The organism is Micromonospora sp. NPDC050417 (assembly GCF_044458865.1).
Lineage (GTDB): Bacteria > Actinomycetota > Actinomycetes > Mycobacteriales > Micromonosporaceae > Micromonospora_G.
Window position 1 is genome coordinate 374,639 of the sequence record NZ_JBITIH010000001.1, and the last position, 14,200, is coordinate 388,838.

Here is a 14,200-nt window from a genome sequence, read left to right on the forward strand (position 1 = left end):
CGTGCAGCGACGAGGAGGAGGCCCGTGACACAACAGACGTGGGACGAGTTGGGCGGCGCGCTACAGCCCGACGAGTTCCGTACCGCCAGCGAAGCCATCGTGGCCAACATCGAACAGGTCATCGAGGGCAAGACCGCGACGGTACGGCTCGCGCTCGCCGTCCTGCTCGCCGAGGGTCATCTCCTGATCGAGGATGTCCCCGGGGTCGGCAAGACCAAACTCGCCAAGGCCCTCGCCCGATCGATCGACTGCTCCGTGCGACGCATCCAGTTCACCCCCGACCTGCTGCCGAGCGACGTCACCGGGGTCAGCGTCTACAACCAGGAGACGCACGACTTCGAATTCAAGCCGGGCGCCGTCTTCGCCAACCTGGTCGTCGGCGACGAGATCAACCGCGCCTCGCCGAAGACCCAGTCGGCCCTCCTCGAATGTATGGAGGAGCGTCAGGTAACGGTCGACGGCGTGACCTACGAGTTGCAGACCCCGTTCATGGTGATCGCGACCCAGAACCCGATCGAGATGGAGGGCACCTACCCGCTGCCCGAGGCCCAGCGCGACCGGTTCACCGCCCGGATCGCGATGGGTTACCCGGACGCCGGGTCGGAGCTGGCGATGCTCGACGGCCACGGCGGCGTGGACCCGTTGCGCGCCCTCCAACCGGTCGCCGACGCCGAGACCGTACGTCGCCTGATCGCCACCGTACGTGACATTCACGTCGCGGACGCCGTCAAGCAGTACGCCGTCGACCTGGTCACCGCCACCCGCGAAGCACCCGACCTGCGGCTCGGCGCCTCCCCCCGGGCGACCCTGCAGCTGTTGCGCACCGCCCGCGCGGTGGCCGCACTGGAGGGTCGCGACTACGTCCTTCCGGACGACCTGCAGGCCCTCGCCGTACCGGTGCTCGCGCACCGGATCATCCCCACGGCGGACGCGCAGCTCGCCCGGCGGACCACCGACGCGGTCGTCTCCGACCTGGTGCACCGGCTGCCGTTGCCGCACGAACGGCAACAGCGCTCGCAGTACGACACCCGTCCCGCCCCCGCACCGGACGGCAAGGGTCGATCCCAGTACGAGCCGCGGAGGCGGTGACCGTGCGCGAGGCACTACGCGGCCTCACCACCCGTGGCCGGTCCTTCCTCGCCGCGGCGGTGGCGGCGGCGATCTCCGCCGCCATCCTCGGCGAACGGGACCTGCTCCGGGTGGCGGTACTGCTCGCGGTCCTGCCGCTACTGGCCGCGGCGTACGTCGGGCGCAGCCGTTACAAGCTCGCCTGTAGCCGCTCGCTGGAGCCGCAACGGGTGCCGATCGGTGCCAGCTCCCGCGTCGTGCTGCGGTTGCAGAACATGTCCCGGCTGCCGACCGGGACCCTGCTGCTGGAGGACCGGCTGCCGTACGCGCTGGGCAGCCGGCCCCGGGTGGTGCTGGAGCGCCTCGGCGCGCACCAGGCCAGTTCGGTGGCGTACACGGTCCGCGCCGACGTACGCGGCCGGTACGAGGTCGGGCCGCTGGTGGTTCGGCTGACCGACCCGTTCGGGCTCTGCGAGCTGACCCGGGCCTTCCCCAGCGTCGACCGACTGACCGTCATCCCCCAGGTCACCGCCCTGCCCACGGTCCGCCTCGCCGGCGAGTACGCCGGCAGCGGCGACAGCCGGGCCCGGTCGGTGGCGGTGCACGGCGAGGACGACGCGGCCACCCGGGAGTACCGGCGCGGCGACGACCTGCGCCGGGTGCACTGGAAGTCGACCGCCCGCACCGGTGAGCTGATGGTGCGGCGGGAGGAGCAGCCCTGGGAGAGCCGGGCGACGGTGGTACTGGACACCCGCGCGGTGGCACACCGGGGTGAGGGGCCGACGGCCAGCTTCGAGTGGGCCGTCTCGGCCGTCGCCAGCGTCGCGGTGCACCTACGCCAGTCCGGCTACAAACTGCGCCTGGTCAGCGGTTCCGGAATGGACGCGGACGCGACGGAGGGCGGCGGCGAGGGCCTGCTGCTGGACCACCTCGCCGACGTGCGCCTGAGCCAGCGGGGCGATGTCGCCACCCTGGTCGAGCAGGTTCGGCAGCGCTCCGACGGCGGTCTGGTCATCGCTGTCCTCGGCACCCTGAGCACCGCCGAGGCCGAGGTCCTGGCCGGGTTGCGGGGCAATGGCGCGACCTGTCTGGCCTTCCTGGTCGACAGCACCACCTGGCTCACCCTGCCGGCACCGGCCAGGGCCGAGGCCGACCACGCCCACGGCGCCGCCGTGCTGGCGCTGATGCAGAGCGGCTGGCGGGTGATCGGGGTCGAACACGGCAGCCGGTTGCCGGCGTTGTGGCCACAGGCCGCCCGGGGCTCGCAGGGCTTCGCCTGGCGGGCCGCGATGGCCGAGACCGTGGCCGGAGGGATGCGATGAGAGGGCGCCGTCACCTGGGGTTCGTCGCCGCGGCGGCGACCCTGCTCGCCGCCGCGCCGATGTCGGCGATCTTCGAACGGTGGACCTGGCTGCTCGACTCCGCGATCGCGGTCGCCCTGATCGCCGGGGTCGCCACCCTGACCCGGTCGCTGCGGGCACCGGTCTGGGCGCAGGTGCTGAGCATGCTCGGCGCACTGCTGCTCGGACTGACCTGGATCTTCCCGAGCGGCGGCGAACTGCTGGGCGTGGTCCCGACCCCCGACACGATCGCCCACTTCGGCGCGCTGCTGAGCGGCTCGGCGACGGACATGCGGACGTACGGGGTGAAGGTGCCCGACACCGATCCGCTGCTCTTCGTGGTGGTGCTCGGGGTCGGCGCGGTCGCGGTCGTGGTGGACCTGCTCACCGTCGGGCTGCGCCGCCCGGCGCTGGCCGGGCTGCCGATGCTCGCCATCTACTCGGTGCCGGTCGCGGTCTATGTGGACAACGTGCCGGCGCTGCCGTTCGTGGTCGGCGCGATCGGCTTCCTCTGGCTGCTGGCGGCGGACAACGTCAACCGGGTACGGCACTTCGGCCGCAGGTTCACCGGCGACGGCCGCGACGTCGACATCTGGGAGCCGTCCCCGCTGGCGGCGGCGGGCCGTCGGCTCGCGGTGGTCGGGGTGGTGATCGCGGTCCTGCTGCCGCTGGCCGCACCGCAGATGACCGACGGGCTGCTCAACCGGTTCAACAACTCCGGCACCGGGATCGGCGACGGCAACGGCCGGGGCGGCCCCGGTGGCGGGGTCCAGCTCTTCTCGGCGCTGCGCGGCCAGCTCAACCAGACCGCGGTGACCGACTACGTCAAGGTCACGACGAATGAGCCGGAGCCGTTCTACCTGCGGTTCGCCACCGCCGACCGGGTACGTTCGGCCGGGTTCGACCCCCGTCCGTCGACCGGTTCGCCGCTGAACCAGTTGCCCGACCCCCGGATCGGGGCGGCGCCCGGGATCGCGTTCAACACCTACCGGGCGCAGGTCGAGGTGACGAACTTCAACATGCAGATGTTGCCGATCTACGCGAACCCGGTGGGCTTCTCCAACCTCGACGGCAACTGGCTCTACGACAAGAGCGCGCAGGTGGTCTTCTCCAACCGGCGGCTGTCCAAGGGCAAGAAGTACTCGTTCGACTACGTCCGGGCGACGTACACGCAGAAGGTGCTGGAGGGGATCAAGCCACTCCCCGACAACGACCCGATCCTCGCGAACTTCACCGAGGTGCCGACGGTGCCGCAGGTCGAACAACTGGTCGGCGAACTGACCCGGGGCAAGACCACGCAGTACGCCAAGGTCCGGGCGATCTACGACTACTTCTCCCGGGACAACGGTTTCACGTACAGCCTCAGCACCGAGGGCGGGACCAGCGGCGAGGACATCGTCAACTTCCTCGACAACAAGGTCGGCTTCTGCCAGCAGTACGCGAGCGCGATGGCGTGGCTGGTCCGGGCGGCCGGCATCCCGAGCCGGGTGGCGTTCGGTTTCACCGTCGGCGGGAGCGAGCGGGAGAACACGTACACGCTGACCAACCTGAACATGCACGCCTGGACCGAGGTCTACTTCGCTGGCGCGGGCTGGGTGCCGTTCGACGCCACCCCGGCGGCGAACGTGACCGGCTCGACCCGTACCGACTGGGCGCCGGACACCGACGCACCGGACCCGGTCGCCCCGGCGACGGCACCTTCCGCGGCACCGGGGGCGAACGCCACCACCGGACCGAACGCACAGGACCGGCCTGAGCGTGGCTTCGACGACCCGAACCTGGCCGGCGGCGGCGCGCTCAACACCAACACGACCACCTGGCCCTGGTGGACCGCGGCGGGGGTGTTGGCGTTGCTGCTGTTGCTCGCCGTACCGGCGATGCGCCGCTCGGCGCTGCGCCGTCGGCGACAGTTGCGGACGGAGGCGGCGACCAACGCGGTGGCCGCCGGGAGTGATCCACCACCGGGTGTGGCCCAGGTGGTGGTGACCGGGGCCGAGGCTGATCGGGCGCGGGCCGACGCGCACGCCGCCTGGGACGAGTTGCTCGACACGATGGTCGACTTCCGGGTCCAGGTGGACCGGACCGAGACGCCCCGGGCGACCGCCGAACGGTTGGTCACCCAGGATCTCGGCGAAACCGGGTCGGAGGCCGCTCGACTGCTGGGCCGGGCCGAGGAGCGGGCCCGCTATGCCCGTACCCCGTTGGCGGGCGGGGAGTTGAACCCCGCCCTGCGGACCGTACGTCAGTCGCTCGCGGCGCGGGCCGACCGGCGTACCCGCCTGATGGCGACCGTGTTGCCACCGTCGGTGTTGCTGCAGTGGCGACTGGCGGTCATGGATGGGTCGGAACGGTTCGTCGTGGCTACCGGGCGGCTCCGTGACGGGCTGCTGCGGTGGAGCCCGCGCCGGCTGCTCGCCAACCGGCCGGCGGGCCGGTGACGGGGGCACGCTGACAAAGTCGAAACCCGTGGTGTCCCGGTACTGGTCGGGGCACCACGGGTTTTCATTTGGCACGAAACGCATGAAACTAAACTAAGCGGGCAGAAAGCACCCGCCGACCACCGCCGGAGGGACGTTCCGGCGGGCCGTCACGCGGGCGAACCCGCGATGACGGAAACACCTGCGGTCAGCGGTGGCCCTCCGGCCGTTGCCGCCACCGGTCCTCAAGACGGTCGATCAGCGACATCCGCCGACCACGCGTACGGCGGCTGGTCGAGCCACCCACCACGCGCAGATCGGGCGTCTGCGCCTTGCGATGCGACTGCATCGCAAATGCCGCCGCGCCGAGCATGACCACGAAGCCGGCCACTCCGAGAAGTGAGGTCTTGCTCACCGTGCCGTAAACGACCAGTGCAAGGCCAGCGATGATCACGCCAGCGGCGACGAGCAGGCGACGGCGCGCATGAAAACGCGGGTCGCTGGCACGCACAGCCGAGGCGAATTTGGGGTCCTCGGCAAGCGACTGTTCGATCTGCTCGAACAGTCGCTGCTCGTGCTCCGAGAGCGGCACGGCACTCCTCCCCGGTCACGTTGAGTCGGCCCGGTCGGACCGACAGACCGTGGCAGCCAACCGGCTGCTTGACGCAAGTCTACGAGGGGGGTCGCGGCTCGGAAAGCGGGACGACCTACGGTCGCGCCTGATTTTCCGTCCGGCGCAGGTCATTACGTCCCAATAAACTCGCTGGACGCACCACCGGACGGCCAAAACGAGCCGCTGCGGCGTCGGCGGCGGCCTCCGCCTCCCGCCAACCACGCTCCGGCTCGTCCAGGGTGAGCTGTCTGGGAGTCTCCCGGGCGTCGGTCAACCCTTCCATCCGGACCCCCACGAGCCGAATCCGGTCAGTCGATTTGAGCGCGACGAACAGTGCCCAGGAGACCTCGAACAACTCATGGGCGACGTCGGTGGCACCCGCCAGGGTCCGGGAGCGGTTGACCGTACGGAAGTCGGCCGACCGAACCTTGATCGACACCGTCCGTCCCACCTGCCCCGCGCGGCGCATCCGTACGCCCACCTTCTCGGCCAACGCGAGCAGTGCCCTACGGATCGTCTCCGGGTCACTGATGTCGGTGTCGAAGGTGACCTCGGCGCCGATCGACTTCTCCACCTGCTCCGGGCTGACCGCCCGGGGATCACGCCCCCAGGCCAGCTCGTGCAGATGCTGCGCCGCCGCCTCACCGACCGCACCGCGCAGCATCTCGATCCGCGCCTGGGCCAGGTCGGCGACGGTGTGCAGCCCGAACCGGCGCAGTGTCTCGGCCGAACGCTCCCCCACCCCCCAGAGCGCCTCCACCGGCAACGGGTGCAGGAATTCGAGCACCCGCCCGGCCGGCACCACCAGCAGCCCGTCCGGCTTGGCCCGGGTGGAGCCGAGCTTGGCGACGAACTTGGTCGGCGCCACCCCGACCGAACAGGTGATCCGCTCCTGCTCGCGCACCCTGGCCCGGATCAGCCGGGCGATCTCGACCGGGCGCCCCAACAGCCGTCGCGCACCCGCCACATCGAGAAACGCCTCGTCCAGCGAGAGCGGCTCGACCAGCGGGGTGACCTCGCGGAAAATCTCCATCACCGCCCGGGAGGCGGCCGAATACTCGGCGAAGTCCGGCGGCAGGAACACCGCCCCGGGGCAGAGCGCGCGTGCCCGCATCGTCGGCATCGCGCTGTGCACCCCGAAACGCCGGGCCTCGTAGCTGGCCGAGCTGACCACGCCACGCGGACCGATTCCGCCGACCACCACCGGCCGCCCGCGCAACTCCGGCCGCTTGCGCACCTCGACCGCGGCGAAGAACGCGTCCATGTCGACGTGCAGGATCGGGCAACCCTCGTCGTCCCCGTCCGGCCCGAAGCGCGCCCGGTCCCCGCCCGACCCGGAACCGCCGGCCGAACGGGGTGGCACCGCCTGGCTCCGACCCATGACCGCAGGCTAGACCCCGGGTACGACAGCGCCTCGCACGCCGCCGCGTTTCGGGACCGTCGGGGGGGCTCCTCAACCGGGGGACCCGTCTGGCCCGGTCGGGCCGTCGAGACGTTCCGGCAGGTACTCCTCGTCACCTCGGCGACCTCTCGTTGCGGCGGTGCGACGGCCGAGGGGCACGATGTGGCCGAGCCGCGCCTCCACGCCGCCGTGGGGTGTCGGTCCCGTTGCCGGTCGGCGACGCCATGACGAGCGGAGACACCACCACCGTGAGCACCACCGAGGTCCGGCCCACCCCGCAGGACGCACCCGACACACACCGTCCGGCCGGGGCGGCACTGTTCGCGCTCGCCCTCGGCGGCTTCGGCATCGGCACCACCGAGTTCGCCACCATGGGCCTGCTGCCACAGATGGCCGACGACCTGCACGTCTCCATTCCGGAAATGGGGCACGGCATCACCGCGTACGCGTTGGGTGTCGTCGTCGGCGCGCCGGTCATCGCGGCCCTCGCGGCCCGGGTGCCCCGGCGCGGGCTGTTGCTCGTGCTCATGGCCGCCTTCGTGGTGGGCAACGGGCTGACCGCTCTCGCGCCCGGCATCTGGTCGCTGGTCGGCGCCCGGTTCCTGACCGGTCTGCCGCACGGCGCCTACTTCGGCATCGCCTCCGTCGTGGCGGCCGGACTCGTCCCGCCGGACCGGAAGGGCCGAGGGGTGGCGCGGGTCATGATCGGGCTGACCGTGGCCAACATCGTCGGCGTACCCCTCGTCACGCTCGCCGGACAGATGTTCGGCTGGCGCGCCTCGTACGCGTTGGTGGCCGGGATCGGCGTCGTGACCATCCTCGCCGTCCGGCGGTGGGTGCCGCCCGTGGCCGCCGCCGACGGGGCCAGCATCGCCCGGGAGTTGGGTGCGTTCCGCCGGGTGCACGTGTGGATCGCGCTGCTCACCGGCACCGTCGGCTTCGGTGGCATGTTCGCCGTCTACAGCTACGTCGCGCCGACCCTCACCGACGTCGCCGGAATGCCGGCCCGCGCGGTGCCGTGGGTTCTCGCCGTCTTCGGCCTGGGGATGACCGTCGGCGCGCTGCTCGGCGGGCGGCTCGCCGACCGGTCGGCGCTCGCCACGCTCATCGGCTCACTCGTCGCGATGACCACGGTCCTCGCGCTCTACGCGCTCACCGCCTCGTCACCGGTCGCCGCCGTGCTGCTCGTCTTCGCGATCGGGCTGGTGTGCCAGGTGCTCGGCGCCGGTCTCACGATCCGACTCATGGAAGCCTCGCCGGACGCACCCGCGCTGGCGGCGTCGTCGAACCACTCCGCGCTCAACCTCGCCAACGCGATCGGAGCGTGGCTGGGTGGCGTCATGATCGCGGGCGGACACGGGTACCTGTCGACGGCGTGGGTCGGGGCGGTGCTGTCGGTCGCCGGGTTGCTGTTCGTGGGCGGCTCGGTGCTGGTGCCGCGCCTGGCGCGTCGGCACGCTCCACGGTTCTGACGCCCAGGGCGTTAGGAAGGGGCCCTTGTACTACCGAATCCGATAACAAGGGGCCCTTCCTTATCGGGCGAGGAGTTTGTCCAGGGTGATCGGGAGGTGGCGGATCCGTACGCCGGTGGCCTGGTAGACGGCGTTGCCCACCGCCGCCGCCGTACCCACGATCCCGATCTCGCCCATGCCCTTGCTCCCCATCGGGTTCACGTACGGGTCGTGCTCCTCCAGGCAGTACGCCTCGACCGATCCGACGTCGGCGTTGCTCGCGATGTGGTACTGCGCCAGGTCCTGGTTGACCACGTGCCCGAACCGCCGGTCGAGCACGCCGTGCTCGTGCAACGCCATCGACAGCCCCATGGTCATCCCGCCGATCAGTTGTGACCGGCCGGTCTTCGGGTTGATCACCCGTCCGACGGCGAAGACCCCGAGCAGCCGGGGTACGCGTACCTCGCCGGTCTCCTCATGCACCCGCACCTCGGCGAACTGGGCGCCGAAGCTGTCCATGGCGAACTTTCCGATGTGCGGGTTCTCCGGCATCGCCGCCTCGACCGTCAGCCCTTCGGCGGGCACCGCCCCGCCGTGCTCCTCGGCCAGGACGCGGCGCAGTTCTTCGGCGGCGGCGACGATGGTCGACCCCCAGCAGGTGATTCCCGTCGATCCCCCCGCCGAGCTGGCCGTCGGCAGCCTGGTGTCACCGATGGCGAGATCGATCCGCTCGAACTCGACGTCGAGCGCGTCGGCGGCGATCTGGGTCAGCGCGGTCCAGGCACCGGTGCCGATGTCGGCGGCGGCGATCTCGACCGCGTACCGGCCGTCCGAGCCGAGCCGGATCCGGGCCGACGACCCGGGCAGGCTCAACACTCCGTAGGTGGAGGCGGCCACGCCGAGGCCGACCAGCCAACCCCCCTCGCGGTGACCGCCCGGGGTGGGGTCGCGCCGGTCCCAGCCGAACCTCCGGGCCCCCTCCCGCAGGCACGCGACCAGGTTCCGGCTGGAGTACGGCAGCCCGGTGGTGGGGTGCACGCTCGGCTCGTTGCGGATCCGGAACTCGATCGGGTCCAGCCCGCAGGCGATGGCCATCTCGTCCATCGCCGACTCCAACGCCCACATGCCCGGCGTCTCCCCCGGTGCGCGCATGATGCTCGGCGTCGGTACGTCCAACGTCGCCAGGCCCTGGGTGCTGCGGCGGTGCGGGGCGGCGTACATGCTCTGGGTCATCCGGGTGGCGTGCTCGGCGAACTCGGTGATCCTGGAGGTCTGCTCGACCGAGCGGTGTGCGATCGCGACCAGCCGACCCTGGTCGTCGGCGCCGAGCCGGATCCGCTGGATGGTCGGGCTGCGGTAGCCGATCTGGGCGAACATCTGTTGCCGGGTGAGGGCGAACTTCACCGGCCGGCCGGGCACGGTGCGGGCGGCCATGACGGCCAGCACCAGGTCCGCCCGGGGCCGCACCTTGGAGCCGAACCCGCCACCGACGTGCCGGGAGACCACCCGTACCTGGTCGGCGTCGAGCCCGAACAGGTCCAGCACCGCCTCCTTGACCCGGTTGACGCCCTGACTGGAGACGTAGAGGGTGAGCCCCTCGTCGGTCCAGTGCGCGATGGTGCTGTGCGGCTCCATCGGATTGTGGTGGAGCATCGGCGTGGTGTACGTGGCGTCCAGGGTGACCGCGGCCGACCCGAGCGCGGCGTCGACGTCGCCCTGCTCGGTGTTCATCGGGAACTGGGGCAGCACCGCGGCGGGGACCGACAGGTCGCTGCGGTCGGCCCGCAGGTCGAAGTCGGGCTCTTCGGCGGCGTAGGTGAACCGGACCAGGCCGGCGGCGTACCGTGCGGTCTCCGGGGTCTCGGCCACCACCACGCCGATGAACTGCCCCCGGAAGGCGACCCGGTCCGATTGCAGGACGGCGTGCTCGCCACTGTCCACTTTCACCAGTCGGGGCGCGTTGTCGTGGGTGAGGACGGTGGCGACCCCGGGTTCGGCGCAGGCGGCGACGGTGTCGACGGCGCTGATCCGGCCGGTGGCGATGGTGGACTGCACCGGGTAGAGGTAGAGCGGTGCGTCGACCGGGTGCTCGAAGGCGTAACGGGCCAGCCCCTGGACCTTGTCCGGGCCGTCGATCCGGTCCATCGGTCGGCCGATCGCCCTCGGCGCGACGGTCATCCGCGTCCCCTCCCGCTCGTCGTCCACGGCGCCCGGACCGCCCGGCACCCGCCGACACCGACCGGGGTCATCGGCCGTCCTCCGCCGCGTCCCCGGTGAGGTCGAGCAGGGTACGGATGATCGTCGCGCGGGCCAGCGGCACCTTGAAGGCGTTGCCGGGCAGCGGCTGGGCGGCGGCCAGTTCGGCGTCGGCGGCGTCGGCGAAGCTCTGTGCGATCGCCGGGGCGCCGCGTAGCAGTTCCTCGGCACGGGTCGCCCGCCACGGTTTGTGCGCCACCCCGCCGAGAGCCAGCCGTACGTCGCGGACCACCCCGTCCACCACGTCCACCGCTGCGGCGACCGAGACCAGCGCGAACGCGTACGACGCCCGGTCGCGTACCTTGCGGTATCGCGAATTGGCGGCGAACCCGAGCGGCGGCAGCTCCACGTTCATGATCAGCTCGCCGTGCCGGAGCACGGTGTCCCGGCCCGGCTCCTCGCCGGGCAGCCGGTGCAGCTCGGTGACGGGGATGAGGCGGTCGCCGTCCGGTCCCCGGGTGCGCACCAGCGCGTCGAGTGCGGCCAGTGCGACCGCCATGTCCGAGGGGTGGGTGGCGACGCACTCCTGCGACGCCCCGAAGATCGCCATGTCCCGCTGGTGGCCCTCCCGGGCCGAGCAACCGGTGCCGGGTACGCGCTTGTTGCACGGGGTGGTGATGTTCTGGAAGTACGGGCACCGGGTGCGCTGGAGCAGGTTGCCGCCGGTGGTGGCGAGGTTGCGCAGTTGGCCGGAGGCGCCGTCGAGCAGCGCCTGGGAGAGCACCGGGTAGCGGGTACGGATCGTCGGGTCGGCGGCCAGTTCGCTGTTGCGTACCGCGGCGCCGACCAGGATGCCGCCGTCGGGCAGGTCCTCGATCCGTTCGGAGGTGAGTCGCCGGACGTCGACCAGCAGTTCCGGCGTTGCCACGCCGAGTTTCAGCAGGTCCACGAGGTTCGTCCCACCGGCCAGGTACGCCCCGTACGGCGCGGCGGCGAGCATCCGCACCGCCTGCGGTACGTCCTGTGCGCGGGCGTAGCGCAGCGGCCTCACGACCGGGCCACCTGGGCGATGGCGGGGACGATGTTGGCGTACGCGGCGCAGCGGCAGAGGTTGCCGCTCATCCGCTCCCGGATCTCCGCCTCGTCGAGCACCACGTCGGCGTCACCGGCCGCGGTCACCGCGCTCGGCCAGCCCGCGTCGACCTCGTCCAGCATGCCGACGGCGGAGACGATCTGTCCGGGGGTGCAGTAGCCACACTGGAACGCGTCGTGCTCGATGAACGCCTGCTGCATCGGGTGCAGGTTGCCGTCCATGGCCAGACCCGCGGCGGTGACGATCTCGGCGCCGTCGTGCGCGACGGCGAGGGCGAGGCAGCTGTTGGCCCGCCAGCCGTCGAGCAGGATGGTGCAGGCGCCGCACTGCCCGTGGTCGCAGCCCTTCTTCGGGCTGGTGATGCCGAGCCGTTCGCGCATCGCGTCCAGCAGCGTGGTGCGGGTGTCCACCTTCAGCGTGTGTGTGGTCCCGTCCACCCGCAGCGTCACTTCGGTATCCATCGCCGCCCCCGGTCGTCCGAATCACCCGAAATTATCCCAATTCAGGTGTCGGTACGGCCGGTATCCCCGGTTGATCTTCCGCTGCTCCCCGCACCCGAAAGCGGACCGGGTCAGCCGCAGGACGAGCCAACAGGGCAGGCCAGCAGGACGAGTCAGCCGCGGACCGTCAGCAGCGGAATGGTCATCTCCGCCGCCGTCCAGGACCCGTGGTACGCCACCAGCCTCGCCTCGATCGGCGCGTCCGTCCGGCTCGCCAGCACCACGTACGACTCCCGACAGCAGACCACCACGTCACCGATCCGGCTCAGGTGCGCCTCCGGGACCGGCCCGAACCAGCCGGCGGCGACCGCCTCGGCCCGCGAGGCCACCCACGCCGCCGGTCCCAGCACCTCGGTCCAGGCGGCCCGCACATCGTCCACCGCACCGGGCTCGGTATGCAGGTAGCGAACCCTCGGCTCGCCCGCCACCACCCGTACCCCGGCCCGCAGCCGAGGATCGAGGTCGAGGTCGAACCGCCGGTCCGGCGGCACGTTGAGCTGCCCGTGATCGGCCGTCACCAGCAACGCCGCGTCGGCCGGCAGGCCACCTACCAGCCGGTCGAGCAACCGGTCCAGGTCGGTCACCGCCGCCCGCCAACCGGCGGAGTCGACCCCCGTCAGGTGTCCCTGCTGGTCGATGTCCGGATGGTAACCGGAGACCAGCGTCGGCCCCGGGCCGGCGGTGAGCGCGGCCAGCATCTCGGTGGCGAGCCCGTCCACCCCGGCCGCGCCCCGGTAGTCGCCACCGGAGTTGGCGGCCAGGGTCAGCCCGCTGCCGGCGTGCTCGGGACGACTCACCACGGTCACCGCCACCCCGGCCGCCCGAGCCAGCTCCCACTGGGTCGGCAACGGCTGCCAACGCCGAGGCTCCGGGTCCGGCGTACGCAGCCCGCCGGTCGCACCGGACCAGTTGATGTGGGTCAGCACCCGGTCGGTGCCCGGCACGTTCACCCGGAAACCCAGCACCCCGTGCGCACCCGGCGCCGCCCCGGTGCCGAGACTGACCACACTGGTCGGAGTGGTCGAGGGAAACCCGCTGGTCAGCGGCCGGCCGGTCCGGGCCACCAGGTCGGTCAGGACCGGGGCGTACGGGGCCGCGGTGGGGAGCTGGTACCAACCGAGCCCGTCGACCAGCAGGACCGCGATCCGGCGTACGCCCGCCATCGGACCGACCAGGCCCAGCGGGTCGGGCGCCCCCGGCACCCCGAGCACCGCCAGCGCGCTGGGCAGCACGTCGGCCAGGCTGTCGCCGCCGTACTCCGGCCGTACCAGGTCCAACGGCCCGGTGGCACCGAACGGGCCGGCGGCCGGGCCGGTGGACCCGGTCACTCCGGCCGGCGGGCGAAGAGGTGCAACTGGGCGGCGACGTCCCGGTAGGGCGGCCGGGACGCTGCGGCGATCTCCAGATCGAGCAGAGCCTGCGGGTCACCATCGGCGGCGGCCGCCGGAATCAGGTCGGCGAAGACCCGTACCCCGTGGGTCTGCTCGACCCGCAACCCGGCGGCGCCGAGCAGCGCCGCGGCGCTCTCCGCGTCATAACGCCGGCGCAGCGTGTCGCGCGGCCCGGCGCAGCCGTCCGGGTCGGCCAGGAGCGCCGCGGCGACGTCCAGGTGACCGTTCATCGCGCGGCTGAGCACGGCCGCCGCCCGGCTGGCGACCAGTACGCTGGCCGCGCCCCCGGGCCGCAGCGCGGTCGCCAGCGCCGCCACCACCCCCGCCGGATCGTCCACCACCTCAAGTACGGCATGACAGAGCACCAGGTCCGCGCTGGCCGGCTCGACCAGCCCGGCGAGGGCGTCCCCGTCCCCCTGGACCGCCCGGATCCGATCCGCCACGCCCGCCTCGGCCGCCCGCCGGGTCAACGCGGCGAGCGCGTCCGGGCTGGCGTCGACCACCGTCACCCGGTGTCCCGCCTCGGCCAGCGGTACGGCGAACCCGCCGGTGCCGCCGCCGACATCGAGCACGGTCAGGGTGCGCCCGGTGAGCCGGTCGAGTTCACGGCGCAGCACCGCCCAGACCACGGCGGTACGCGGGGCCGGATACGGCCCGGATGCTGGCGCCGGCCGGCCGCGCACCGCGCCGGACCCGATCTGTGTTCGCTCCACCCGGACGAGCCTAGGC

Annotated in this window: 11 protein-coding genes; 4 read left to right on the plus strand and 7 right to left on the minus strand. The window is 72.2% G+C overall.

The genetic code is table 11. The annotated features are described in order from the left end of the window. Positions 1 to 24: 24 nt before the first annotated feature. The 3 genes from ACIBF5_RS01540 to ACIBF5_RS01550 are packed head-to-tail and all read left to right on the plus strand — an operon-like array spanning position 25 to position 4,846. The gene (locus ACIBF5_RS01540) at positions 25 to 1,089 is read left to right on the plus strand and encodes a MoxR family ATPase (protein WP_121155784.1); all 1,065 of its coding nucleotides are present in this window, start codon (positions 25 to 27) and stop codon (positions 1,087 to 1,089) included. Between the two features lie 2 nt (positions 1,090 to 1,091). Then, the gene (locus ACIBF5_RS01545; protein ID WP_121161769.1) at positions 1,092 to 2,390 is read left to right on the plus strand and encodes a DUF58 domain-containing protein; all 1,299 of its coding nucleotides are present in this window, start codon (positions 1,092 to 1,094) and stop codon (positions 2,388 to 2,390) included. Further along, the gene (locus ACIBF5_RS01550) at positions 2,387 to 4,846 is read left to right on the plus strand and encodes a transglutaminaseTgpA domain-containing protein (RefSeq protein ID WP_396806952.1); all 2,460 of its coding nucleotides are present in this window, start codon (positions 2,387 to 2,389) and stop codon (positions 4,844 to 4,846) included. Before ACIBF5_RS01545 ends, ACIBF5_RS01550 begins: the two co-directional genes overlap by 4 nt. A 187-nt stretch (positions 4,847 to 5,033) precedes the next feature. Here ACIBF5_RS01550 and ACIBF5_RS01555 read toward each other — a convergent pair whose 3' ends face one another. Beyond that, on the minus strand, positions 5,034 to 5,417 hold the full coding sequence (locus ACIBF5_RS01555; RefSeq protein ID WP_121155786.1) for a DUF3040 domain-containing protein: 384 nt from the start codon (positions 5,415 to 5,417) through the stop codon (positions 5,034 to 5,036). A 115-nt stretch (positions 5,418 to 5,532) separates the two neighbouring features. Then, a complete protein-coding gene (locus tag ACIBF5_RS01560; protein WP_396806955.1) occupies positions 5,533 to 6,819 on the minus strand; it encodes a DNA polymerase IV in 1,287 nt (428 codons plus the stop codon). Between the two features lie 245 nt (positions 6,820 to 7,064). Between ACIBF5_RS01560 and ACIBF5_RS01565 the strand changes: the two genes are divergently transcribed. Continuing rightward, the gene (locus ACIBF5_RS01565; RefSeq protein ID WP_396806957.1) at positions 7,065 to 8,312 is read left to right on the plus strand and encodes an MFS transporter; all 1,248 of its coding nucleotides are present in this window, start codon (positions 7,065 to 7,067) and stop codon (positions 8,310 to 8,312) included. A gap of 60 nt (positions 8,313 to 8,372) precedes the next feature. On the opposite strand, the gene ACIBF5_RS01570 is transcribed toward ACIBF5_RS01565, so the two are convergent. The 5 genes from ACIBF5_RS01570 to ACIBF5_RS01590 form a co-directional block, all read right to left on the minus strand. Next, the gene (locus ACIBF5_RS01570) at positions 8,373 to 10,517 is read right to left on the minus strand and encodes a xanthine dehydrogenase family protein molybdopterin-binding subunit (protein ID WP_396806959.1); all 2,145 of its coding nucleotides are present in this window, start codon (positions 10,515 to 10,517) and stop codon (positions 8,373 to 8,375) included. Between the two features lie 19 nt (positions 10,518 to 10,536). After that, positions 10,537 to 11,538 (minus strand): FAD binding domain-containing protein, encoded by a 1,002-nt coding sequence (locus tag ACIBF5_RS01575; protein ID WP_396806960.1) that lies wholly within the window; start codon positions 11,536 to 11,538, stop codon positions 10,537 to 10,539. Then, on the minus strand, positions 11,535 to 12,041 hold the full coding sequence (locus ACIBF5_RS01580; protein WP_396806962.1) for a 2Fe-2S iron-sulfur cluster-binding protein: 507 nt from the start codon (positions 12,039 to 12,041) through the stop codon (positions 11,535 to 11,537). Before ACIBF5_RS01580 ends, ACIBF5_RS01575 begins: the two co-directional genes overlap by 4 nt. A 152-nt stretch (positions 12,042 to 12,193) precedes the next feature. Further along, positions 12,194 to 13,408: an alkaline phosphatase family protein gene (locus ACIBF5_RS01585; RefSeq protein ID WP_396806964.1), complete on the minus strand. Its 1,215-nt coding sequence runs from the start codon at positions 13,406 to 13,408 to the stop codon at positions 12,194 to 12,196. Next, positions 13,405 to 14,184: a methyltransferase domain-containing protein gene (locus ACIBF5_RS01590; RefSeq protein ID WP_396806966.1), complete on the minus strand. Its 780-nt coding sequence runs from the start codon at positions 14,182 to 14,184 to the stop codon at positions 13,405 to 13,407. Before ACIBF5_RS01590 ends, ACIBF5_RS01585 begins: the two co-directional genes overlap by 4 nt. Positions 14,185 to 14,200: the final 16 nt, after the last annotated feature.

What these genes read in the sequence shown, in the direction of transcription:
- ACIBF5_RS01560 (WP_396806955.1), bottom strand. Translation starts at nt 6,819, where the DNA reads ATGGGTCGGAGCCAGGCGGTGCCACCCCGTTCGGCCGGCGGTTCCGGG.
- ACIBF5_RS01580 (WP_396806962.1), bottom strand. Translation starts at nt 12,041, where the DNA reads ATGGATACCGAAGTGACGCTGCGGGTGGACGGGACCACACACACGCTG.
- ACIBF5_RS01550 (WP_396806952.1), top strand. Translation starts at nt 2,387, where the DNA reads ATGAGAGGGCGCCGTCACCTGGGGTTCGTCGCCGCGGCGGCGACCCTG.
- ACIBF5_RS01565 (WP_396806957.1), top strand. Translation starts at nt 7,065, where the DNA reads ATGACGAGCGGAGACACCACCACCGTGAGCACCACCGAGGTCCGGCCC.